This is a genomic window from Bradyrhizobium sp. (assembly GCF_052389815.1).
GTDB lineage: Bacteria > Pseudomonadota > Alphaproteobacteria > Rhizobiales > Xanthobacteraceae > Bradyrhizobium.
This window is the reverse complement of sequence record NZ_JBQTHN010000211.1, coordinates 1-23546: the sequence shown is the minus strand read 5'-3', so window position 1 is coordinate 23546 and position 23546 is coordinate 1. Positions and strand designations below refer to the sequence as shown.

At 65.6% G+C, this 23546-nt stretch carries 24 protein-coding genes; 18 read left to right on the top strand and 6 right to left on the bottom strand.

What is annotated here, in order from left to right:
* Nucleotides 1–1079, bottom strand: a 1079-nt coding sequence (locus ACT4OC_RS28575; protein ID WP_444842408.1) for a hypothetical protein, incomplete at its 3' end; no start/stop codon positions are given.
* 118 nt (nt 1080–1197) lie between these two features.
* Nucleotides 1198–1827, bottom strand: coding sequence for an NUDIX hydrolase (locus ACT4OC_RS28570; protein WP_444842407.1), 630 nt, complete (start codon nt 1825–1827; stop codon nt 1198–1200).
* 75 nt (nt 1828–1902) lie between these two features.
* Here ACT4OC_RS28570 and ACT4OC_RS28565 point away from each other — a divergent pair, with 75 nt between their 5' ends.
* Both ACT4OC_RS28565 and ACT4OC_RS28560 read left to right on the top strand, forming a co-directional pair.
* A complete protein-coding gene (locus ACT4OC_RS28565) occupies nt 1903–2328 on the top strand; it encodes a PaaI family thioesterase (RefSeq protein ID WP_444842409.1) in 426 nt (141 codons plus the stop codon).
* A gap of 152 nt (nt 2329–2480) precedes the next feature.
* Nucleotides 2481–3491, top strand: a complete 1011-nt coding sequence (locus ACT4OC_RS28560) for an aldo/keto reductase (RefSeq protein WP_444842406.1) — start codon at nt 2481–2483, stop codon at nt 3489–3491.
* 9 nt (nt 3492–3500) lie between these two features.
* On the opposite strand, the gene ACT4OC_RS28555 is transcribed toward ACT4OC_RS28560, so the two are convergent.
* Nucleotides 3501–4145 carry an Mpo1-like protein gene (locus ACT4OC_RS28555; protein WP_444842405.1) on the bottom strand — a complete coding sequence of 215 codons (645 nt, stop codon included), beginning with the start codon at nt 4143–4145 and terminating at the stop codon, nt 3501–3503.
* A 99-nt stretch (nt 4146–4244) separates the two neighbouring features.
* Between ACT4OC_RS28555 and ACT4OC_RS28550 the strand changes: the two genes are divergently transcribed.
* On the top strand, nt 4245–4679 hold the full coding sequence (locus tag ACT4OC_RS28550; protein WP_444842404.1) for a hypothetical protein: 435 nt from the start codon (nt 4245–4247) through the stop codon (nt 4677–4679).
* A gap of 222 nt (nt 4680–4901) precedes the next feature.
* Here ACT4OC_RS28550 and ACT4OC_RS28545 read toward each other — a convergent pair whose 3' ends face one another.
* Complete coding sequence (locus ACT4OC_RS28545) at nt 4902–5111, bottom strand: cold-shock protein (RefSeq protein ID WP_444842403.1); 210 nt, start codon at nt 5109–5111, stop codon at nt 4902–4904.
* Between the two features lie 243 nt (nt 5112–5354).
* Between ACT4OC_RS28545 and ACT4OC_RS28540 the strand changes: the two genes are divergently transcribed.
* The gene (locus ACT4OC_RS28540) at nt 5355–6677 is read left to right on the top strand and encodes a tetratricopeptide repeat protein (RefSeq protein WP_444842402.1); all 1323 of its coding nucleotides are present in this window, start codon (nt 5355–5357) and stop codon (nt 6675–6677) included.
* Nucleotides 6678–6681: 4 nt separating this feature from the next.
* Here ACT4OC_RS28540 and ACT4OC_RS28535 read toward each other — a convergent pair whose 3' ends face one another.
* The gene (locus ACT4OC_RS28535; protein WP_444842401.1) at nt 6682–7710 is read right to left on the bottom strand and encodes a helix-turn-helix domain-containing protein; all 1029 of its coding nucleotides are present in this window, start codon (nt 7708–7710) and stop codon (nt 6682–6684) included.
* A 223-nt stretch (nt 7711–7933) separates the two neighbouring features.
* Here ACT4OC_RS28535 and ACT4OC_RS28530 point away from each other — a divergent pair, with 223 nt between their 5' ends.
* The 14 genes from ACT4OC_RS28530 to ACT4OC_RS28465 all read left to right on the top strand — a co-directional run bounded on the left by ACT4OC_RS28530 (nt 7934) and on the right by ACT4OC_RS28465 (nt 20619).
* Complete coding sequence (locus ACT4OC_RS28530) at nt 7934–9157, top strand: amino acid ABC transporter substrate-binding protein (protein WP_444842400.1); 1224 nt, start codon at nt 7934–7936, stop codon at nt 9155–9157.
* 68 nt (nt 9158–9225) lie between these two features.
* Nucleotides 9226–10098 carry a branched-chain amino acid ABC transporter permease gene (locus ACT4OC_RS28525; RefSeq protein WP_444842399.1) on the top strand — a complete coding sequence of 291 codons (873 nt, stop codon included), beginning with the start codon at nt 9226–9228 and terminating at the stop codon, nt 10096–10098.
* Nucleotides 10095–11012: a branched-chain amino acid ABC transporter permease gene (locus tag ACT4OC_RS28520; RefSeq protein WP_444842398.1), complete on the top strand. Its 918-nt coding sequence runs from the start codon at nt 10095–10097 to the stop codon at nt 11010–11012. Before ACT4OC_RS28525 ends, ACT4OC_RS28520 begins: the two co-directional genes overlap by 4 nt.
* Nucleotides 11009–11740, top strand: coding sequence for an ABC transporter ATP-binding protein (locus tag ACT4OC_RS28515; protein WP_444842397.1), 732 nt, complete (start codon nt 11009–11011; stop codon nt 11738–11740). The genes ACT4OC_RS28520 and ACT4OC_RS28515 overlap by 4 nt, the downstream gene beginning before the upstream one ends.
* Nucleotides 11733–12485 (top strand): ABC transporter ATP-binding protein, encoded by a 753-nt coding sequence (locus ACT4OC_RS28510; protein ID WP_444842396.1) that lies wholly within the window; start codon nt 11733–11735, stop codon nt 12483–12485. The genes ACT4OC_RS28515 and ACT4OC_RS28510 overlap by 8 nt, the downstream gene beginning before the upstream one ends.
* Complete coding sequence (locus ACT4OC_RS28505) at nt 12482–13246, top strand: SDR family NAD(P)-dependent oxidoreductase (RefSeq protein ID WP_444842395.1); 765 nt, start codon at nt 12482–12484, stop codon at nt 13244–13246. Before ACT4OC_RS28510 ends, ACT4OC_RS28505 begins: the two co-directional genes overlap by 4 nt.
* Before the next feature lie 25 nt (nt 13247–13271).
* A complete protein-coding gene (locus ACT4OC_RS28500) occupies nt 13272–13805 on the top strand; it encodes a 2,4'-dihydroxyacetophenone dioxygenase family protein (RefSeq protein ID WP_444842394.1) in 534 nt (177 codons plus the stop codon).
* 123 nt (nt 13806–13928) lie between these two features.
* A complete protein-coding gene (locus tag ACT4OC_RS28495) occupies nt 13929–14741 on the top strand; it encodes a CoA transferase subunit A (protein WP_444842393.1) in 813 nt (270 codons plus the stop codon).
* Nucleotides 14742–14744: 3 nt separating this feature from the next.
* A complete protein-coding gene (locus tag ACT4OC_RS28490) occupies nt 14745–15488 on the top strand; it encodes a CoA-transferase (protein ID WP_444842392.1) in 744 nt (247 codons plus the stop codon).
* A 369-nt stretch (nt 15489–15857) separates the two neighbouring features.
* A complete protein-coding gene (locus tag ACT4OC_RS28485) occupies nt 15858–16979 on the top strand; it encodes a TRAP transporter substrate-binding protein (protein WP_444842391.1) in 1122 nt (373 codons plus the stop codon).
* Between the two features lie 112 nt (nt 16980–17091).
* A complete protein-coding gene (locus ACT4OC_RS28480; RefSeq protein ID WP_444842390.1) occupies nt 17092–17700 on the top strand; it encodes a TRAP transporter small permease subunit in 609 nt (202 codons plus the stop codon).
* Complete coding sequence (locus ACT4OC_RS28475; RefSeq protein WP_444842389.1) at nt 17697–19046, top strand: TRAP transporter large permease; 1350 nt, start codon at nt 17697–17699, stop codon at nt 19044–19046. Before ACT4OC_RS28480 ends, ACT4OC_RS28475 begins: the two co-directional genes overlap by 4 nt.
* 20 nt (nt 19047–19066) lie before the next feature.
* The gene (locus tag ACT4OC_RS28470; protein ID WP_444842388.1) at nt 19067–20452 is read left to right on the top strand and encodes an amidase; all 1386 of its coding nucleotides are present in this window, start codon (nt 19067–19069) and stop codon (nt 20450–20452) included.
* Entirely contained in the window at nt 20449–20619 is a 171-nt protein-coding gene (locus tag ACT4OC_RS28465) for a hypothetical protein (RefSeq protein ID WP_444842387.1), read from the top strand. The genes ACT4OC_RS28470 and ACT4OC_RS28465 overlap by 4 nt, the downstream gene beginning before the upstream one ends.
* Before the next feature lies 1 nt (nt 20620).
* On the opposite strand, the gene ACT4OC_RS28460 is transcribed toward ACT4OC_RS28465, so the two are convergent.
* Nucleotides 20621–23101, bottom strand: a complete 2481-nt coding sequence (locus ACT4OC_RS28460; protein ID WP_444842386.1) for a hypothetical protein — start codon at nt 23099–23101, stop codon at nt 20621–20623.
* Nucleotides 23102–23546: the final 445 nt, after the last annotated feature.

Below are 23546 nucleotides of genomic sequence, written 5' to 3'. Positions count from 1 at the left end.
ACCGTATTGTGGCGGCTGGCGACCGGGTTGCGCTCATAGCCGCCGCGCTGGAAGAAGTTCGCAGTCGGCACCTGCTCGCGCATCGCCAACGGCATCGTCACCATGTCGAGGCCGGTGCCGTCGCCGGTGAGGTTCATCATTTCCAGCTCGGCGGCGCTGAGCGGCCGCGTGTGGCCCTTGATGCGGGCAAAGTGCACCGACGTCAGGAGCTTGTGGGTCTGCAGATGCGGACCGACGTCGATATCCAGCACCATGGCATGCAGTGCCCAGCCCTTCTCTGTGTTGGCGAGCTTTTCGTGCTCCGACCAAGTGTCCGGTACCGACTGCGCAAAGGCGACCATCCGCTTCATCACCGCAATCTTTTGCTCCATCGTCTGGCGCGGCGCGCCGGACAGCTTGGCGGCCTTGTCATGCAGCGTCCTCAGGAGCGCCGCGCCCTGCTCGGCGATCAGCTCGACGCTGTTGGTGGTGAGGAGCTGGTTGTAGCCGATCGCGGTCGAGATCGGCCGCGTGCCGGGGCCGCGATAGCCCGACTGCATGTCGTAATTGCCGTTGCCGCCGGTCTCGAAGGAATAGACCCGCACCGCCTGCTCGCGCGTCAGCCCGAGGCTGGTCGCCACCTTGGCATAGGCCTGCTTGAACTCGATTTCGGAAGCCGGCCGCTGCGGCGTGAACTGGAAATGCTCGGCCGCCGCCTGGATGAGATCGGGGACCATCGGGAGCGCCTTGCGCGGCGGCCGTTCCGGCGCCGACGGATCGATCGGCTTCTTCGGCCCGGTATAGACCGGCGGATGCGTCAGCACGTAGTCGTCGAGCGTAATCTGTTGCCCGGCGCGCCGCTTGGCGTTGCGGCCGCGGCGCTTCTCGGCGACCGAATTCCAGTAGGCATTCAAAGGCGCTTGCGCTTCCTCGTATTCCCTCAGCTTGCGGCGATACTCCGCCATGGCTTGCGGCGAGGCCTGCGCCATGGCGTCGGCCACGGAGTCGGCAAGCGCGGGCATCTCCGTTGCAACGGCCTGCGACGCACAAGCGAGCAGCGCGAGCGTAGCAAGACCATGGCGAATCATCTGCAGTGGCATGGCCCGTTTTAGCAAGCGAGGCCGCCAAGTCAGCCGTCAAATTCTGCGGCTACTCGCCCTATTCCGGCTCGACGCCGCGCGAACGGTCCAAAGGACCAGACCCGGAATGACGACTCCATCAACGCCAGGCGAAGACTGGCTGTTCCAGCTCAGCGACGCGTGTGTAACGGCCGGCCAGGAGCTCGCTGAACTGATAGATCAGCGCCGCCGTCGGGGCGTGGATATGCCCGCCGCCCAAACGGAAGCGGACGACGCGGCGGGTGCTCTCGGGAATGCTGGTGAAGCTGAAGGCATCTTCCCGCTCGATCTCGTCGAGGCCGACGCGATGGACATAGGCGACCTCGGCCGGGTTCGGCACGATCGAGACCCCGGGCCCCGCCCACACCACGACCGGCGTGATCAGATAGCCGGACCGGGTCGGATAATCGTCGAGCATGCCGAGCACTTCGCGCTCGGTCAGCTCGAGCCCAAGCTCCTCGTGCAGCTCGCGCAGCGCAGCCTGCATGCCGGTTTCGCCGGCATCGCAGCGCCCGCCCGGCAGCGCCCATTGCGCGCTGTGGGACCGCAGCCCCTCGGCGCGGCGGGTGAGCAGGAAGGCGGTGCCCTCGCCCGCTTCGCTGTCGGTCAGCGCAATCACGACCGCCGCCCGTTTCAGCGCCGGCGTTGCCAGCTCCGCCGCCGCGCGCGGAAATCCCGCACAAAGCTCTGCGATTTTCCGCCGGGTGGTATCGTCGAAAACGCGGGTCATGGCGCTTGACTACAACAGGTCCGCGTTCGATGAAATGTGCAAGAACTCATGACAGCATGCAGGGTCCGGAACGAGATGATCGACAAGGCCGCCGCAAAGCTCAAGTCGGACGGCTGGGCCATCGTCGAAACCACGGGCTTCCTGCATCTGATCGGTCCCCTGTGGGAGCGTATCGTCGGCGGCGCGCACGAATATGCGCTGATGACGCAGGACAAGCACCACAACCGCCGCGGCCTGGTGCAGGGCGGTGTGATCATGACCTTTGCGGACCGCACCTGCGGCATGACCGCCCGCCATGTCTCCGGCAAGCCGACATTGGCGACGGTGCAGCTCGACACCCATTTCGTCGAGGCCGGCAAGATCGGCGAGGTGCTGATTTCCCGGCCGCGCGTAGTACGCTCGACCAGAAGCCTGATCTTCATGGCGACGGAAGTGACGGTGGACAGGCGCGTCATCGCAATGGCGAACGGCGTGTTCAAAATATTGAAGAGTGAAACCTAACCACGCCGTCATTGCGAGGAGCGAAGCGACGAAGCAATCCATTTGTCCTTCCGTGTTTGACATGGAATGCTTCGCGGAGCCTGTCATCGGGCGCGCGTTCGCGCGACCCGTTGGCTCGCAATGACGGCAAAGAATCGGAGGACCTCAGCCCCATGCAATACCGCCAGCTCGGCCGCAGCGGCCTGAAGATTTCGCCGATTTGCCTGGGCACCATGATGTTCGGCGGGCCGACCGACGAGGCAACTTCGTCGCGGATCATCGCGAAGGCACGCGAGGCCGGCGTCAACTTCATCGACTCGGCCGATGCCTATAATGGCGGGCAATCCGAGGTCGTGGTCGGCCGCGCCATCTCCAACAACAGGCAAAGCTGGATCCTCGCGACAAAGCTCGCCAACCAGATCGGCGACGATCCCAATCGCGGCGGGCTGTCGCGGCGCTGGGTGATGCAGGCGGCCGAAGAAAGCCTCAAGCGCCTCGGCACCGACCACATCGACATCTATTATCTGCACAAGGAAGACCACGCGACGCCGCTGGAAGAGACCGTGCGCGCGATGGGCGACCTGATCCGCCAGGGCAAGATCCGCTATTTCGGCCTCTCCAATTATCGCGCCTGGCGCGTCGCCGAGATCTGCAATATCTGCGACGACAACGGCATCGACCGCCCGGTCGTCAGCCAGCCCTATTACAACGCGATGAACCGCATGCCCGAGGTCGAGCATTTTCCGGCCTGCGCCTATTACGGCCTCGGCATCGTGCCCTACAGTCCCCTCGCCCGCGGCGTGCTCACCGGCAAGTATGCGCCCGACGCCGCGCCCGACAAGAACACCCGCGCCGGCCGCGCCGACAAGCGCATGATGCAGACCGAGTGGCGGCCGGAGTCGCTCAAGCTCGCGCAGGAGATCAAGCGCCATGCCGAGAGCCGTGGCATCTCCGCCGGACAGTTCGCGGTCGCCTGGGTGCTGAACTCCGCCTTCGTCACCGGCGTGATCGCCGGCCCCCGCACCGAGGAGCAGTGGGACGACTACATCCGCTCGCTCGACTATCGCTTCACCGCGGAGGACGAGGCGCTGATCGACCGGCTCGTCGTCACCGGTCATCCCTCGACGCCGGGGTTCAACGATCCGGCGTATCCGATCGAGGGGCGGAAGGCGCGGACGGGGTGACGGCCGCGCTCAGGTGAGGTGCGGGGCTTCCTCCTCCGTTTCCTTGCCATTCCACTCCGCGGGAGCAATCGTGGTGTCGATCAGTTCGCCGCGCAGCAGTGCCAGCGGAGACTTCCAATAGATCTGGATGTTGTGGAGCGGGTCGGTCAGAACCTTGAAGACCCACACCAGCCCGGTGAACACGCCCCGGGTGACGAACAGCTGGATCATGCGGAACAGCCCGCCGCCGATCCCGACCGCCAGCCAAACCGCGCCGACGTGGCGGAGGAAATCCATCCGTCCGGCCGGCGGATCGAACAGGCCGAACAGCGTCGGGAAAAAGAACAACGCCACCGGCACACCGCCCCACACCAGGAGCAGGACGATCTTGCGGCTCTGGTTGTAACCGACCTTCACTTCCTCCTTGTACTCGTTGGTGACCTTGTTCACCGCGTCATAGCCGTTAGGCTCGAAAAAGAAATGACCCGTCTGCCGTGTCAGCATCGCAAGCCAGCCGACGAGGCCCGCCATCGCAGCATCCTTGAACAGCAGCGCATAGCATACGAGAAAGATCAGCGCGCTGATCAGGTGCAGCGTCTGATTGATGCGACTTTGATGATAGTAGCGGTAGTCGTCCCAGCGCTGCGTGTGCAGCGTTTCAGTGAAGCGGCTCATCACGGTCCCCATGGTTGCGTTCAACGCCGGACCCGTAAGTGGATTCCGTGAACTGGCTGTGACAGTAAATATATGTCATGCTCAGACCCAGCGCCCGCCTTGGCGTTCCATCGCCTGACGAAAGTCGTTGAAGCAATCGCCGCAATGATTGTCGGGAGCCCCGCGCTTGGAAGGACACAAGGCGCGGACGGGGTGACCGTGCCGTCGGCGCTACGGAACTACCCTTTCAATACGCCCGGGAACCACTATCTATTGGAAAGGCGCAGCAGCCGTGAAGGATCGATTTTGAGCAAGAATCCCGATGAAGAGCGTTCTCGCAAGGAACTGGCCCACGAGAAGCGCGAACGCCTCGCCGCAGAGGGAAGGTCTGCCATGGCGGAGATCGCCGCGCGCAACGCCTTCGTTGCGAAGAACACGGCCCGGCTGAGGCAATTGCGGCTCGCCAAGGAGGCCGCCGATCGCGAAGCTGAAGCGGGCTCTCCGCCCGAGCCTGTCAAGAAGCCGAGGAAGAAGCGGATGGCCACCGGGGCCTGAGACGGCATCCCATCGCCCGCGCGCCGTCGACGGCGCACCAACGCAAAGAACCCCGCCGGTTCCGGCGGGGGTCTTCTGCGACCAAGACTTCAGTGCCTCCGGGGAATATTCGGCGTGGAAACCCGGTTCTGATTGATTCAGAACCGCGTCTCCAATCTTATTGTTTGTGCGTTTTCTTCACGCGAACCGGTATCCACTTCGCTCGAAAACGCTGCTGCTGGGTCAGATCAGCGTGAGATTTTCCGCACTGGTCTTGCCGCGCATCTTGTCGGTCTTGAGCTCGAAGGACACTTTCTGCCCTTCGCCGAGGCCGGTCAGGCCTGCCCGCTCCACCGCACTGATGTGAACGAACACATCCTTGCTGCCGTCCGACGGCTCGATGAAGCCAAAACCCTTCTGGCCGTTAAACCACTTCACTGTACCTGTAGCCATGTAGCTCTCCATAGGCGCATAACGCCAAATGCCCGCACGACCTCCGTGCAGGTTCCGAATTCAATCCTAGCGATGTCTCGGGGAAGGAGCCGTAGGCCGCAATCAACAAGGTAGCGCGTTCAAATCGAATGCGCTCCACATATAGCATTTCCGGCCGATTGCAAGGGTACGCGACCAAGTATCTTCCCCAACGCCGATTTTCCGATCATCATTGCCAGGTTCTGGACCGATCTCGAGCCGCCGATGGCCTTTGAAGACCGCTACGGCCTATCTCTCTCCACCACCTCGCCCGAGGCCGCCGCCGCCTATCGCGAGGGCATGGACCTGCTGCTCGCGGCCTGGACCGGCGCTGCGGAAGCGTTCGAGCGCGCCATCGCGGCCGATCCGGAGTTTGCGCTGGCGCATATCGCGCGCGGGCGCGTCCACACCTTCTATCAGCAGGGCGATGTGGCGCGGAACAAGGCAGCGCTGGCGCGCGAGCTGGTGGCGAGGAACGGCAGCGCGCGCGAGAAGAGCCACGTCGAGACGCTGGCGCTCGCCATCGAGGCGCAGCTTCCGGCTGCGCTCAACGCCACGCTGAAACACGTGGACGCCTGGCCGCGCGACGCCATCGTGATGTCGCTGCCGATGGGCGCGTTCGGGCTGTTCGCCTTCTCCGGCATGGCCGACCACGACCAGGCGCGCGTCGACCTCTGCGGACGCTACGCCCATCATTACGGCGACGACTGGTGGTATCTTTATAACCACGGCTGGGCACTGACCGAGAACAACGACGTCAAACGCGGCCGCGCCATGACCGAGCGCTCCTTCGCGATACGCGAGGCCAACGCCAACGCGGTACATGCACTGCTGCACGCGATGTTCGAGGACGGCTCGGTCGAGGATGCCGACGCGCTGGTCGATCGCTGGATCGGAACTTACGACCGCGCCGGCATCCTGCACGGCCACATCCGCTGGCACCAGGCGCTCGGCGCGCTCGAGTACGGCGATGCGGCGCGCGCGCTGAACATCTACGCCGAGGTGCTGCAGCCTTCCGTCACCCAGGCGCCGCCGCTCAACGCGATCACCGACGGCGCCTCGCTGTTGTGGCGGCTGCAGGCCTACGGCCATCCGGTGCCCGACGGGCTGTGGTCCGAGGCGGACGCCTCCGCGCAACGCGCCTTCCCGCGGTCGAGCATTCCCTTTGCCGACGCGCACATGGCGCTGTTCGCCGCCGCCACCCGCAATCAGGCCGCGCTGGAAGAGCGTCTTGCCGTGATCGAGAAACGCCTCGCCGAAGGCAAGCTGCCCGCCGGCCCCGTGGTGCCCACACTGTTCCGCGCCATGAGCGCGTTTGCCGAGGGCGACTATCGCGGCTGCGTCACGCAGCTTTCGCCCGTGCTCGACGAAGTCGTGCGCATCGGCGGCAGCCACGCGCAGCGCACGCTGATCGAGGACACCTTCATCGTCGCGCTGATGAGGAGTGGGGATTTGTCGCGCGCCCGCGCCATGCTGGACGCGCGGCTGCATCGCCGGCCCTCGCCGCGCGACTTGCGCTGGCTGGCGACGGAAACGGCCGGCACCTGATCCGCTACTCGGCTGCGACCATGCGCGCGTCGGGGCGCAGCTTGCCGCGCGCGGCGCGATGCCAGAACAGGCTCGGCCCCTGCGTCAACAGGCGATAAGCGCGCGGACTGACGCCGCAGCTCTCGCGGAAGCTGCGGCTGAAATGGGTCGATGAGCTGAAACCGCGGCTGAACGCGATCTCGGTGATCGAGCTGTCCTTGAGCGCCGGATCGGCGAGATCCTGCCGGATCCGCTCCAGGCGGGTCTGCCAGATGTAGGCATTCAGCGTCTCGGCCTCGCCGTCGAACAGCTTGTGCAGATAACGCTTCGAGCAGCCGATGGCGGCGGCGACGCGATCGAGCGACAGCAGCGGATCGTCGAGATTGGCATCGATGTAGCGTTTGACGCGGTCGCGAGTGAGCTCGCGCAGCGAAGCGTCGGTCGGCGTGCCCGAACGATCGAGCACTGCGAGCTCGACATGGCTTGCGATCATCTCCGCCAGATCGTCGTTGCCTGGCTCCGGTCCACCATCGCGCAGCGCTGCGAAGGCCGCCACCAGCAGCTGATAGGCCGGCCGGCCGGCGCCGGCGCGGCCCGAGAAGCGCCGCACGACGAGACGGTCGAGGTCCAGCCCCGGCCGCACGAGCTGCTCGCGCGGCAGCAGCATGATGACCTGGTTGATCGGCTCGGGATTCGACACCGTGTAGGGTTGAGTCATGTCGTACAGGCTCCATTCGCCGGGAGCCAGCACCACCTTGCGACCGTTCTGCTCGAAGCAGGCCGCACCCTCGATCTGTGCCACCAGCTTCACGTAGTCGCGACTGTCCCTTCGGATCAGCCCGGGCGTGCGCTGCACGCGATGGCGGCTGACGACGATGTGCGCCACGGACACGCCGCCGGACTCGCCGAGCTCGAGACGGCCCTCGAATTGCGGGTCGCCAAAGGTGTCGGCCTGCAACGGTCCGATATGGCGACCGACGAAGTCGCCCCACAGACCAAGCCGCTCGCCCGGCGCGACGTCGGCGGTGGAAACCACGGCCAGATTGTTCTGCAAGGTCCTCAGCTCCTTCCCCTCGCCTCGACCCTAGCGACCGGCCGCGTCCGGCGCCACCGCTGTTTCCCGGTTTGTGCGCCGCATTGGCACATTGCCACCGGCGCCACGGAGGAGTTCGCTCTTGGGCAAGAACCGGCATCCAAGGCGGCGCAAGATGGACACAGCCAGGCCGGCAAAGACAGGCCGGCCAAGAAGTTAACACCGAATTTCGGGGAGGACGCAGATGAACAGAGGTCGAAGGCTGTTTGCGGGGACACTGGCGTGCGCCATTTTGACGCTCGGCTTTGCAGGGGCGGTTACCGCACAGGAGCCGGCCTCGATCAAGATCGGCTACGCCATTTCCAAAACCGGCCCGAATGCCGGCGGCGCCAACATCACCCAGATCCCGAACTACCAGCTCTGGGTGAAGGAGGTGAACGACAAGGGCGGCCTGATGCTCAAGAGCATCGGCAAGCGGGTGAAGATCGAGGTCATCGAATATGACGACCGCTCCAATTCCGAAGAGGCCGTCAAGGCAGTTGAGCGCCTCGTTACGCAGGACAAGGTGGACCTGCTGTTTCCGCCTTGGGGCACCGGCCTCAATCTCGCGGTCGGTCCCGTCTTCAACAAATACGGCTATCCGCAGCTCGCCTTCACCGCTGTGACCGACCGCGCGCCGGACCTGGTCAAGCGCTGGCCGAACAGCTTCTGGTTCCTCGGCACCAGCAAGCAATATGTCGACGCGCTGGTCGATCTGCTTTCGCAGATGCGCAAGGACGGCAAGATCAACGACAGCATCGCCATGGTCAGCATCGCCGACGGCTTCGGCATCGACCTGTCGAAGGCGGCGCGCGAGGGCTTCGAGAAGGCGAAGTTCAAGCTCGCCTATGACAAGAGCTATCCGATCGGCACGCAGGATCTCTCGCCGCTGCTCGGCGAAGCCCAGCGTTCCGGCGCCGACACCTTCGTCGCCTTCAGCTACCCGCCGGACACGATGGCGCTCACCGACCAGGCCAAGGTCGCCTCCTTCGCGCCGAAAGTGATGTTCCTCGGCGTCGGTGTCGGCTTCCCGCTGTATCCACAGCGCTTCAGCGAGAACATCGAGGGCATCATGTCGCTCGGCGGCTGGCAGGCCGACAACAAGGGCACGGCCGAATACCGCGCCAAGCACAAAGCGATGCACAACCGCGATCCCGACTATTGGGGCAGCCAGGTCGGTTATTCCTCGCTGCAGATGCTCGAGCAGGCCATCGAAAGGGTCGGCAAGATCGACCGCGCGGCCATCATCAAGGAGCTGCAGACCGGCACGTTCGATACCGTGATCGGCAAGATCAAGCTGGAGAACAACATGCCGGTGAAGGCTTTCCCGCTGATCGGGCAATGGCAGAAGGGCTTCTACACCGGCGTGGCGCCGGCAGGTCCCGGCATGGCGGCGGTGGTCGTGCCGAAGCCGGCGTGGAAGCAGTAGAGTTGGCGTAGACTGGCTCTCGGGCCGCCGCGAGGCTGCGGTGGCCCGAGGCCATTTTCGGTAAGCACATGTTCACTGCCGCAGTCACGTCCGGGCTTGTTCTCGGCGGCATGTATGCGCTGATCGCCATGGGGCTGACGCTCCAATACGGCGTCGCGCGGATCATGAACCTCGCCCATGGCGAGCTGATGATTGCCGCTGCCTTTGCGGCATTCTGGCTGTTCACGTCCACCGCCGTGAACCCGCTGCTCGGGCTCCTCCTCGTCGTGCCAGCCGCCTTCGCGGTCTCCTGGGCGATCTATCGCCTGCTGCTGACGCCGCTGGTAGCCCGCGCGCCGAGCCGCGACGCGCTCGAGGTCGACAGCATTCTCGCCACCTTCGGCATGCTGTTCGTGATCCAGGGCGTGATGCTGGTGATGTTCGGCGGCGCCTATTACAGCTACAGCTTCCTCGCCTTTCCCGTCACCATCGCCGGGACGACCGTCGCGGCCAATCGGCTGCTGGCGCTCGGCTTCGCTGCTTTCCTCGGGCTTGCCCTCTATCTCTACCTGACCCGCACGCGGCTCGGCACTGCCGTGCGCGCCGTCGCCGCCGATCCGCAATCGGCGCCGCTGGTGGCGATCGACGTGAAGGCCACCGCGGCGCTTGCGTTCGCCTTCGGCGGCGCGCTGGTGGCGGCAGGCGGCGTGCTGGTCTCGATGTTCCTGACCTTCAACGCCAATATCGGCGTGGTCTTCACCATGAAGGCGCTGATCGTGGTGATCATGGGCGGCGTCGGCAATCTGCTCGGCTGCCTCGTTGCCGGCCTCATCCTCGGCCTTGCCGAGACCTTCGTGGCGACCTTCGTCGATCCCGGCCTGACGCTGGCAACCACCTACGCCATCTTTCTTCTCGTCCTCCTGCTTCGCCCGCAAGGCCTGTTCGGGACGGCAACGCGATGAAACCGGTCTTCGCGCTCGCCGCAGCGACAATCGCGGTCGCCATCCTCGCCACGTTGCCGCTCTATGCCAACGGCTACCAGCTGTCGCTGGCGATCACGCTGATGAACTATACCGTGCTCGCTACCGCCTGGACGCTGTTCTCCGGCCCGACACGCTACGTGTCGCTCGCCACCGTCGCCTTCTTCGGCATCGGCGCCTACACCGCGGCGGTGCTCGCGGAACGGATGGCCTGGCCCTGGATCCTGCTGATCGCGCTCGCCGTCGGCCTTGCTGTCGCGCTGATCGTCGGCCTTTCGACGCTGCGGCTGTCCGGCGTCTATTTCGTCATTTTCACGTTTGGACTGGCCGAGCTGATCCGCCAGATCGTCACCTGGTACGAGGTCAACGTTACCCGCACGCTCGGCCGCTATATCTTCGTCGGCATCGACCCGGCCGACATCTATTGGCAGTTGCTCGCGCTTGCCGTGCTGGTGTTCGCCGCCGGCATCCTGATCCGCCGCTCGCGGCTCGGCCTCGCATTGCGCGTGATCGGCGACGACGAGACGGTGGCGCGGCACATCGGCATCAACACCACCATCGCCAAGGTGGCGTTGTTCGCGCTGTCCGCCGCCTTCATGACGCTGTGCGGCGCCGTGATGGCGCCGCGCTGGACCTATATCGATCCGGCGATTGCGTTCAATCCGGTGGTGTCGTTCCAGGTGCTGATCATGGCGCTGCTCGGCGGCGTGCACCGGCTCTACGGGCCGCTGTTCGGCGTGGTGCCGCTGGTATTGTTGTTCGAGTTCCTGCTCGCCAGGTTCCCGAACCACTTCTCCATCCTCGTCGGCCTCGCCTTCATGCTGATCGTCTACGCGATCCCGCAAGGCATCGTCGGCTTCGTCGAGCGCCTCCTGCGACGCGGAGGCGCCAAATGAGCGCGCCGCTGCTCGACGTCTCCGGGCTCACGCGCCGCTTCGGCGGTCTCGTCGCCGTCGACGACATCTCGCTCTCGCTGGCGTCGGGCGAAATCCTCGGCCTGCTCGGCCCCAACGGCTCCGGCAAGTCGACGGTGCTGAACCTGATCTCCGGCGCGCTGCGGCCCGACCGCGGCAGCATCCGCCTCGAGGGCCACGAGATCGGCAGCGCCGCGCCGCATCGCATCGCGCGGCTCGGCGTGGCCCGAACCTTCCAGCTGGTGCGGGTGCTGCCGTCGCTGACCTGCGGCGAGAACGTGCTCGCTGGCCTTGCCTTCGGCCGCGACGCAATGTGGGGCCACGCGGCGGAGCAACGCGCCGACGCGCTGCTGGCGCGCGTCGGGTTGCCGGGCCGCGCGGCCACGGCCACCGGCGAGCTCACCTATATCGACCAGAAGCGCCTTGAACTCGCGCGTGCGCTGGCGCTCGATCCGCAATTGCTGCTGCTCGACGAATGGCTCGCCGGCCTCAATCCGACCGAGCTGCAGGAGGGTATCGCGCTGGTGCGCTCACTGCGCGGCGAAGGCATGACCATCCTGCTGGTCGAGCATGTCATGGACGCGATCCGCTCGCTGTGCGACCGCTGCGTCGTCATGAACGCCGGCCGCAAGATCGCGGAGGGCTCTCCCGATGCCGTGCTCGCCGACGCCGAAGTGATCCGCGCCTATCTCGGAGACGACGATGCTTGAGGTGTCGGGCATATCGGTCGCTTATGGCAAGCACCTTGCCGTCGATCGCGTCAGCTTGCACGTGGCGACGGGCGAGATCGCGCTGATCCTCGGCGCCAACGGCAGCGGCAAGACCTCGCTGCTCAAGGCCGTCGCCGGCATGCAGCCGGCCGCAGGCGCCTCGGTTCGCCTCTCCGGCCGCGAACTTTCCGGCCTGCCGGCGCATGCCATCGTCGAGGCCGGCCTTGCGCTGGTGCCCGAGGGCCGCGGCGTGTTCGGCGAGCTGACTGTGCGCGAGAATCTCGAGCTCGGCGCTTTCGCAAGGCGCGCGCGGGCGGCGGAGGCGGAAAACCTGCGCCTTGTGCTGGAGCTGTTTCCGCGCCTCGGCGAGCGGCTTTCCCAGCAGGTGCGCACCATGAGCGGCGGCGAGCAGCAGATGGTGGCCGTCGGCCGCGCGCTGATGTCGGCACCGAACATCCTGCTGCTCGACGAACCCTCGCTCGGGCTGTCGCCGCTGATGTGCAAGGAGCTGTTCGCGGCGCTGGCGCGGATCCGCGACAAGGGCCTCGGCATTCTGCTGGTCGAGCAGAACGCCAAGCGCAGCCTCGCCATCGCGGACCGCGGCTATCTCATCGCCAACGGCCGGATCGTCGGTGAAGGCGGCGCGGAAAGCCTGCGCAGCGATCCGGCGGTACAGCGCGCCTATCTCGGCGCCGCCGAGCCGGGCCGCGTCGTCACCGGCGGAAACGGAGCGGGCCGCGCATGAAGCTCCTCGACGGCAAGATCTGCATCGTCACGGGCGCCGCAGGCAGCCTCGGGCTCGCCACCGCCGAGCTGTTCCTGCGCGAAGGCGCCAAGGTGACCCTGGTGGACCGCGACTTATCCGCGCTCCAGGCTGCAGCGGAGCGCCTGGACGCCCATGCCGGCAACCTGATGATCCAGGCCGCCGACGTCGCCGACGCCGGCGCCACGTCGGCCTTCGTCGAGGCGACGCTGGCGCGCTGGGGCGGGCTCGACGTTCTCTTCTGCAATGCCGGCGTCAGCGGCGATATCTGCCCGGTGGTCGACTATCCCGAAGACGTGTTCGACCGCGTCATTGCGGTGAACGTGCGCGGGCCGTTCCTCGGCTGCAAATATGCCCTGCCGAAGATGCGCGATGGCGGCAGCATCGTCATCACCTCGAGCGTGGTCGGCACCACCAGCGATCCTGGCATCGCTGCCTACGCCACTTCCAAGCATGCCGTGATCGGCCTGATGCGCACCGTCGCCAAGGAAGCCGCGCCAAGGGGTATCCGCGTCAACGTGGTGGCGCCCGGCCCGATCGAGAACGATTTCCAGCGCAATGTCGAAACCGGCCTGTCGCGCGCCATCGGCCGCGATGCGGGGCAATTCCTCGACGGCCTGATCCCGCTTGGACGGCACGGCCGCGCGGAAGAGATTGGCCGGCTCGTGCTCTACCTCGCTTCCGGGCAAAGCAGCTTCTCGACCGGCGCCGTGTTCATGGCCGACGGCGGCATGTCCATCTGATTGATCGAACCCAAGGGAGATTCCCATGCCCGAGCTCGCACGGAACGAATTCTGGAAGGACCTGAAGCCGATTGCCCAGGTCTTCAGGACGGACGCGTTGCCCGAGGCCTATATCGCAGGCGCGGCGACGGAGGACGAACGCTACTACGTGCCGTTCACCGAGACGGTGTCGTCGCGGCCGCTCTGGATCTCGCCGTCGCAGAACAAATGGTGCGATATCCTGATGGCGAAGGGCGCGGGCCTGGTGAACCGGCACTATCACCCGCACGAAGTGTTCGCCTATACGATCTCGGGCAAATGGGGCTATCTCGAGCACGACTGGACCGCGACCGCCGGCGATTTCGTCTACGAGTCCCCCGGCGAGGGTCACACCCTGGTCGCCTACGAGCACAAGGATCCGATGCGGGTGTTCTTCATCGTCACCGGTCCCCTGATCTGGCTCGACGAGAACGGCGCCTCCGCCGGCCATTTCGATGTCCACGACTACATCGCCATGTGCCGGGCGCACTACGACAAGGTCGGCCTCGGCGCAGACAAGATCGACGCGCTGTTTCGCTGACGGCCCGGCGTCATGCCGGAACCGCACCTCTGCTGCGCGGCAGCCGCCGGCAGTTGACGGCTACCGCATCCCGACAACGCTGCTACACTGCATCCCAATCAGGAGATTGCGGGAGGACGGCGAATGACGGAGATCGTTTCGCTCGAGGCGCTGGCGGGTGAAGTCCGGCCGGGGCAATCGCTGGCGATCCCGGTGGCCGGCGTGTCGATGGCGGCGACCGCCGCCCTGATCGAGGCCGGCGTCCGCGACCTCAGGCTGATCTGCGTCCCCATCTCCAGCATGCAGGCCGATCTCTTGATCGGTGCCGGCGCCGTCGGGGAAATCGAGACCAGCGCCGTCTCGCTCGGCGAAGCCGGCGGTGCGCCGCGATTCAATGCCGCCGTTCGCGCCGGCAGCTTTGCCATGCGCGATTCCACCTGCCCCGCGATCCTCGCCGGCCTTCTGGCGGCACAAAAAGGCGTGCCGTTCATGCCGATCGCCGGCATCGTCGGCAGCGATCTGCTCACGGTGCGGCCTGACTGGAAGGTGATCGACAGCCCCGTTGGCGAACCCGGCAAGGTCGTTGTGGTGCCGGCGATTACGCCGGACGTCGCCCTCTTCCACGCCCCGGAGGCCGACCGTGCCGGCAATATCCGCATCGGGCGGCACCGGGAGCTCGCGGCGATGGCCTATGCAGCCAGGAAGACCTTCGTCACTGTGGAGCGCATCGTCGAACGCAACCTCATGGCGTCAGAGGATTCCGCGGCAGGCGTGCTGCCCTCGCTCTATGTCGACAAGGTCGCGGTCGCCGCGCGCGGCGCATGGCCCTTGCCGCTGTGGGACGAATATCCCGGCGACGATGTCGAGGTCGCGCGCTATGCCGCCATGGCGCGCTCGGAGGAAGGCTTTCGCGCCTATCTCTCCGGCTTCCTCTCCCAGCGCAAGCAGGTGGCCTGAACCATGGCTGGCGAGCGCGAGCGCCGCGAGCTATTGATCAACGTCATCGCCGGCCTCCTCGACGGCATCCGCCATGTCGCGGTCGGCGCGTCCTCGCCGATCCCGGCCGCGGGCGCCATGCTGCTGCGCGCCCGCAACGCACGCGACGGCAAGCCGCCGGTTCGGATATCGATCCTCGGTTCGCAGGAGCACAATTTCTTCACCAACGGCGCCGTGGAAGTCTTCGACTGCGCCGCACAAGGCCGGATCGACGCCTTCTTCCTCGGCGGCGGCCAGATCGACGGCGCCGGCAATATCAACCTCGTGGGCACCGGCACATACCCGCAGACCGACGTGCGCTGGCCGGGCTCGTTCGGCTCGGCCTATCTCTACCACCTGGTGCCGCGCGTCATCCTGTTTCGCGAGGAGCACTCGCCGCGGGTCTTCGTGCCCAGGGTCGATTTCGTCAGTGCGGCGGCGACGACGCCGGAGGTGACGCGCCGCGGCGGGCCCCATGCGCTGCTCACCAACATGGCGCTGTTCGACTTCGACCGCGTCCGCGGCGGCTTCACCTTGCGTTCGGTGCATCCCGGTTTTTCCGCCGCCGACATTCGCAGCCAAACCGGCTTCGACTATGTCGAGCCGGCGGTAGTCCCGACGACACCCCTGCCCGATGCAGAGACGCTGCTGCTGCTGCGCGGACGGATCATGGACGAGTTGGCCGAGACCTATCCGGCCTTCGCCCGCTCGATGCTGCAGGCGGCGTAGCGGTGAGGTGGATCGCCGCCCATTCGAAATTTATTTCGTCACGGGCGGAATAAATCCGGCTTGCCGTGATTGATGTTTGATCTATCAGGCGGCCTCCCCGCGCCGTGGGGCGCAGGGGGAGTGTCGATCACCGGACGACACAAACCGGCACACAATGTCGGTCGAGCCTGCTTGCCGCAGCGCAACAACTAGTCGCAACTTGCCTCAGAGTGAGATGTTCGTTTTCGGCATGCACCACCGCTTGCACGCGCGAAGAGACGCACCGCTCACTTCTCACTTGCCAAAATGCTGAACAGGCCTTTGACTGGCATCCTCAATACAAGGAAGCCAGCGCGAAAAGCGGGCAATATCTCAATCCGGGAGAAGCTCATGAGCAAGCGAAGTGACACCAGAACGACACGCCGTCGTTTCCTGACGGCCGCCGCTGCCGGCGGTGCCGTAATTGCGATGCCCCAGGTCAGCCGGGCCCAGACCGTGACCCTGAAGATGCAGGGCTCCTGGGGCAAGGCCGACGTCTTCAACGAGATGGCGGAAGACTATGTGAAGCGCGTCAACGACATGGCCGGCGCCCGGCTGCGCATCGACTATCTGGTCGGCGGCTCGGTGGTGCACCCGTTCCAGGTGTTCGACGGCGTGCATGGCGGCCAGATCGACGCGGCTCACACTGTGACGGTCTACTGGTATGGCAAGCACAAGGCGGCCTCGCTGTTCGGCACCGGCCCGGTGTTCGGCTTCAATGCCAATGAAGGCCTTGGCTGGATTCACAACGGCGGCGGCCGCCAGCTGTTCGAAGAGCTGCAGACCCAGATCATGAAGGTCAACATCAAGAGCTTCTTCGCCATGCCGATGCCGACCCAGCCGCTCGGCTGGTTCAAGAAGCCCATCACCAGCGAAGCCGATCTGAAGGGCCTGAAGTATCGCACGGTGGGCCTTGCCGCCGATCTATTCCAGGCGATGGGCTCGTCCGTCGCGCAGCTTCCGGGCGGCGAGATCGTTCCGGCAATGGAGCGCGGCGTGATCGACGGGTTCGAATTCAACAACCCGACCTCGGACCGCCGCTTCGGCGCGCAGGATGTTGCCAAGTACTACATGATGGGCAGCCACCATCAGGCGACCGAATACTTCGAGATCATGTTCAACAAGACCAAGTTCGACGCGCTGCCGGCCGAACACAAGGCCATCCTGCAATATTCGGCGGAGGCCGTGTCGTCGGCCAACGAATGGAAGGCCATGGACTACTACTCCAAGGACCTCCAGGAACTGATCACCAAGGACAAGGTCAACGTCTTGCGGACGCCGAAGTCGGTGTTCGACGCACAGATCAAAGCCTGGGACGGCCTGATCGCCCAGCTCGGCTCCGATCCCTTCATGAAGAAGGTGATGGATTCGCAGAAGGCATGGGTGCGCCGCGTTGTTTACTACAACATGTACAACGCGACGGACTACCGCGGCGCCTTCGAGCATCACTTCCCTGGCGTGATCAAGATCTGACGCTTTCGCGAGGCATCGCCGACGCGGTATGAATGAAGGCGGCGCCGTCAGGGCGCCGCCTTAAACGGGTGGAGGACGACCGCAAACGCGGCTCGGGGCGGGTTCGGCTAAAATGAGAAAATTTCTCTTCTTCATCGATGAGCTCAGCACGTGGGTCGGTAAGGCGTTCGCCTGGCTGATTCTCGTCCTGACGCTGGGCGTCAGCTACGAAGTGTTCGTGCGCTACGTGCTGCGGGCGCCGACCACCTGGGCCTTCGACATCAGCTACATCACCTACGGCGCGATGTTCCTGATGGCTGGGGCCTACACCCTTTCGCGTAACGGTCACGTCCGCGCCGACACGGTCTATCGGCTCTGGAAGCCGCGCACCCAGGCGACGGTGGATCTGGTCCTCTACATCTTGTTCTTCCTGCCGGCGATCGCAGCGCTGATGTATGCGGGATGGAACTACGCGCAGATGTCGGTGCGCTTCCGCGAAGTCAGCATCTTCAGCCCCGCGGGCGTGCCGGTCTTCCCTCTGAAAGCACTGATCCCGGTCACCGGCTTCCTCCTGTTCCTGCAAGGTTTTGCCGAGATCGTCCGCTGCGTCCTGTGCATTCGCACGGGTGTGTGGCCGCGCCGCCTTCACGACGTTGAGGAAACCGAAAGCATCGTCATTCGCGAGCATCTGCAACAGCAGTCTGCAGCCGCGCCGTCCGACGAGAAGGGAACGCGCGCATGACCGACCCGCAAATCGGCCTGTTGATGCTGTGCCTCTTCATCTTCATCATCATGCTAGGCTTCCCGATCGCCTTCACGCTGATGGCGATGGGGGTCTCATTCGGCTTCTACGCCTACTACACGCCGGGCCAGGAATTCTTCCAGAATCGCGTATTCACGCTGCTGGTGCAGAAGACGTTTGAAGTGACATCCAGCGACGTGCTGGTTGCGGTACCGCTGTTCCTGTTCATGGGCTACCTTGTTGAGCGCGCGAACATTCTCGACCGCCTGTTCCACTCGTTGCAGTTGTCGATGAAGAACGTGCCGGGCGCGCTGGCGGTCGCCACGCTGATCACCTGCGCGATGTTCGCAACCGCCACCGGCATCGTCGGTGCGGTCGTCACGCTGATGGGCCTCTTGGCGCTGCCGGCGATGCTCCGCGCGGGTTACGATGTAAGGCTATCGGCCGGCGTGGTTTGCGCCGGCGGCTGCCTTGGCATTCTGATTCCCCCGAGCATTCTGTTGATCGTGTACGCGGCGACCGCCGGCGTTTCCGCGGTCAAGCTCTATGCCGCGGCGTTCATTCCGGGCTTCATGCTGGCCGGCTTCTACGTCCTCTACGCGATGACACGCGCGATCATCAATCCGGCGCTGGCACCCAAGCTGCCAAAGGAACAGACCGATGTGCCGTTCTCGACGGTGTTGTGGGCGCTTGCCACCTCGTTCCTGCCGCTAGCGCTGCTGATCGTTTCGGTGCTGGGCGCGATCCTTTTCGGCCTCGCCACGCCGTCGGAAGCGGCGGCCGCCGGCGCGCTGATGAGCATCGTGCTGGCAGCGGCGTATCGTTCGCTAAACTACGAGATGATGCGGGAGTCCGTGTATCTGACCGTGCGCGCGACCGCGATGGTCTGTTATCTGTTCATCGGTTCGTGGACGTTCTCCGCCGTGTTCGCGTTGCTCGGCGGCCAATCGGTCGTCGAGGAGTTCTTCCTCTCCATGAACCTCAGCCCGGTCATGTTCCTGCTGCTGACGCAGGTGATCATCTTCCTGCTCGGCTGGCCGCTGGAATGGACCGAGATCATCATCATCTTCGTGCCGATCTTCCTGCCGCTGCTGCCCAAGTTCGGCATCGATCCGGTGTTCTTCGGCATCCTGGTGGCGCTGAACACCCAAACGGCATTCAACACCCCGCCGGTGGCCATGGCCGCCTTCTACCTGAAGGGCGTAGCGCCGCCGCAGGTGCAACTCTCGGATATTTTCTCGGGCGCGCTTCCCTACGTCTTCATGGTGTTCCTCACCATGGCGCTGGTCTACATCTTCCCCGGACTGGCGCTGTGGTTGCCGGAAGTCCTCTACGGAAACCGCTGAGCGGCACGTCGGGAGCGTGAATGAGTCTCAACGCGCTCAGCCTTACGGAAGCTGCGGCCGGCATCCGCGACGGCCGGCTCAGCTCGGCGGAACTCGTCGGCGACTGTCTCAGGCGCATCGACGAGGTCGACGGCGACGTTCAGGCATGGGCCTTCCTCGATCGCGACCACGCCATGTGGCAGGCCGAGGCCGCCGACGATCACCGCAAGCAGGGCAGGCCGACCGGCCCGCTGCACGGCGTGCCCGTCGGCATCAAGGATATCTTCGACACCGGCGACATGCCGACGGAGTTCGGCTCGCCGCTGTGGGCCGGGCGCACGCCGCGCCGCGATGCGGCGGCCGTGGCGCGCTTGCGGGCGGCTGGCGCCGTGATCCTCGGCAAGACGGTGACGACCGAGTACGCCTATTTCAATCCGGGCAAGACGCGGAACCCGCACAATCCGGAGCACACGCCGGGCGGATCGTCCTCGGGCTCCGCCGCGGCCGTCGCGGCGCTGATGGTGCCGGGTGCTATCGGCTCGCAGACCAACGGTTCTGTGATCCGGCCCGCCGCCTTCTGCGGTGTCGTCGGCTTCAAGCCGACGCACGGCCTGATCCCGCGCAGCGGCGCGCTGCTGCTGTCGCGCGCCCTCGACCACGTCGGCGTGTTTGCGCGTTCGGTCGGCGATGCGGCGCTGCTCGCCCAGACGCTTGCGGGGTTCGACGAGGAGGATCCGGACACGCGGCCCCTCGCCAGCCCCCCCTTCGTCGACGCGGCGGCAAGCGAGCCTCCATTGCCGCCGCGCTTTGCCTTCGTGCGTTCGCCGGCCTGGCAGCATGCCGAAGAGGTGACCGTGCAGGCTTTCGCCGAACTGGTGAAGGCGCTCGGCGAGCGCATTTCCGAAGTGGAGATCGGCCAGAGCTTCGACCGCGCCATCGACATGCACCGCACCGTCATGGAAGTGGAGATGGCGCACAACCTGCATCGCGACTTCGAGCAGGGCGGCGATTTGCTGAGCCAGGTGCTGCGCGCCTTGATCGAGCGCGGGCGCCGGGTTCTGGCGGTCGAATATGCGCGCGCGCTGGCCGGCAGCGCGCCGCTCAGCGCCGCGCTCGACGGCGTATTCGACGAGTACGACGCCATTCTGACACCGGCCGCGCCCGGCTCCGCGCCGCGCGGTCTCGACAGCACCGGAAACCCGGCGTTCTGCTCGCTGTGGACCTATCTCGGCACACCGGCGGTGACGCTGCCGCTGCTGCAATCCGGGAGCGGCATGCCCATCGGCGTGCAACTGGTCGGGCGCCGCGGCAACGATGCGCGCCTGCTGCGGACCGCCAACTGGCTTGTCAAAACTCTCGGCAAGGGCGACACTGGATCGCCTGCAAAGACTCGTGCGCGCCGCACGAAAACAAGGGGTGGCCGATGACGAACCTCATCACCGGACTGATCGGCGTGGCGGGCGTCTGCGTGTTTCTCGGCATCCTTTTGTGGTGGATCAAGGCGCTGCCGCTGATCGTCATCTGCGTGGTCGTGATGGCGCTCCTGATATGGGATTTCTATCAATCGCTCGGCGCCAACGGGAACGGCGCCTGAGCTATTTCACCGTCGCTGGCGCCGGCGCGCCGGTTGGCGGCGGCGCGACCGGGACACCAGCCGCAGTTTCATCCGGCACCAGCCCCGGCCCCTGCTCGACCACGGGCACTGCGGTCCCGTTCTGCTCGCGCCGGAAGGCGAGCATGGCGACACAGACCAGATAGAGCCCGGCGCCCAGCGCATAGGTCGAGGCGATACCGAACTGGATGGAAAGCGCCACGCCAAGCACGGAGGCCAGCATCGAGGTGATGCCGTTGGCGCTCCACAGGAACGGCAGCAACTCCGCGTTGCGGCGCCAGAGGCTGAGGCCCAGCGGGAACATCATGCCCATGCAGAACGCCGGCGGCGCCAGCAGCGCAATGGAAACCAGAATGCGCACGTCGGTGGCTTCCGACCGCGTCCAGGTCGTCACCAGCGGCGTGAGGACGCCCGCCGCAGCGAGCGTGACCAGCAGCGCGGCGCTCCGCCCGATCATGGCGCCGCGGCCGGGCGGATGCGCGCCGACCGTCGCGCTGCCGATGCCGCTGAAGATCAGGATGGTGAAGAGAACGACGCTCAATCCGTAGACGGGATGGCCGAGGAAGACCATCAGCCGCTGCATCTGCGCGATCTCGATCAGCATGAAGCCGAGGCCGATGGCGCTGAAATACAGCACCGGGGGGCTCAAGGTCGAAAGCGGCATCCGCTGCGCCAGCTGCACGAACGGCACGACGATGTAATAGGCGCAGGCGGCGAGCGCGACGGCCAGCATCAACAGCACCATGCTGATCGCCACGTTGTTGTTGGTGACGGCGGTGGAGGGCTGGGTGATGAACTTCGACAGGCGCTGGGTGAAGAAGAAGAACGGGCTGTCGTCGGTCGACGGGGCGACGTTCTCCGGCAGCGAGGCGAAGAAGGCCGCATCGGCCTTGCCGGAGAGCAAGGTCGAGGTGACGCCGTCGAAGGCCACGTCGGGTCCGAGTATGACCTTGAAGCCCTGCGCGGCGAGCCTTGCCCGCGCGCCCTGCCACTCGGCATCGGTGAAGGCGTCGGGCCGGGTGATGACGGTCACGATCGGACCGCCAGTGACGGCGATCACATGCCGGCCGATCTCGGCAGGCGCCACGCCATGGCGTTGCAGCGCTTCGGCGGCAATCGCCACGAGCCGGTAGAACTCGCCGCTGTATTCCTTCGGGTCGTACCAGCGCGAGATCGACAGCAGCCCGCCGGGCTTCAGCGCGCGGTAGAAGTCGCCCCAGGCATCGACGGTGTAGAGGCGGTTTTCCGTCAACGTCAGGCCGCCGGCCGCCGTGGCCGCCCAGGTGTCGATCAGCGAAATCTGCACGAGATCGTAGCGGTCGGAGGAATGGTTGATGTAGCTGCGCGCCTCGGCGTTGATCAGCGACACGCCCGGCTGGCGATCGAGATGGCCGGAGAATTTCGCGAACTTGTCGGTCAGTACCTCGAAGATCGCCGGGTTGATCTCGATGCCGCGGATACGCTCGGCGCCGAACAACAGCGCGGACAGGATGTCGCGCCCGCCGCCGACGCCGATGATGGCCGCGTCCTTCGGCGGCTGCACCAGATAGGCCGCGTTGATGACGTCGTCCTTGAGGTACGACAGCTTGCCGAGATCGCCGTCGAAGCGTGTGATGACGGTCGCCGCATCGGCGTCGATATCGAGGAGCTTCTGCTCGATCTTGACCTGCGGCTCCCGGACAAAGCCCCAGCCGAACGGAACGGTCTCGCCGAGCGGCCGCACCCGCACGCGCGAATAGGTGTTCCAGCGCTCGAACAGCGTTTCCTTCTGCTCGTGGCCCTTGGCCCAGAACACGCCGAGATGGCTTTTTCCGGCAACGTCGAGCCCGGTGTGCAGGGCGGCGGCTGCCGCCAGCGTCGCGGCGACCGCGCCGCTCAAGCGCCGGGCGCCGAAATCGCTGCCGCTGCGGACCACCATCCAGCCGGCGCCGGCGGAAAACGCGCCGAGCCAGAGGGTGGCGCTGACGGGATCGACGACGAGCAGCGCGAAGATGATGCCGAGGCAGCCGAGCGCGGCGCCGGTCAGGTCCGCGGCATAGAGCCAGCCGCCGGAATACGGCAGGCGGGTGAGCAGCAGCGTGATGCAGACGCCGCTGTTGGAAAACGGGATGACGAAGGCGAGCGCCGCCAGCGCCAGCGCGCCGGGCACCAGGGCGTTCGGCACGACCAGCGGCACGCAGAGGAAGGCGATCATCGCGCCGACGCCCGACAGCGCGAACCAGGCGGCGTGCCGCGCGAATTCGCGCGCTACCGCTTCGGTCGAAAAGCGCTCGGCGTTGTTGTAGACCTCCATCGCGCCGCGGGTGAGACCCAGCATGGCCAGCGAAATCGCGGCGAAGGCGAAATGGTAATACAGCATCACGCTGAAAAAGCGCGTGATCAGGATCTGGAATGCGAGGGTGGCGCAGGCCAGCACGAAGATCGCAAGGTAGTAGCGGCCCGAAATCGCAGGATTTGCCGGCACGGTGTTCACCCTTTGTGGGAATCGGTCATCGGCACGAAAAACAGGGCCGTTCCGGCCCATCCTGATCGAGATTCCCTAACAAGCTGTTGCCCGCCTCGCGCAGGCGTTTCCACATCGTCATGGCCGGGCATAGCCGTCCGAAGGACGGCGTCGCTTCCGCTCGCCTATGCCCGGCCGTCCACGACCTTTCCCGCGGCACAAAGAAACGTGGATGCCCGGGACAGGCCCGGGCATGGCGAGTTTGTGGCGGACGGCGGATGAAAACAATCCGCATACGCACTGCCCCTCCCTCATGGCCGGACGCGCCAGACGGTCAGATTGCCGGGGGAATTGAGCTCCACGGGCTGCAGGAAATCCGGCACCTCGCCGCGGCCGAGCCATGAGGGAGGGGCAGTGCGTATGCGGATTGTTTTCATCCGCCGTCCGCCACAAACTCGCCATGCCC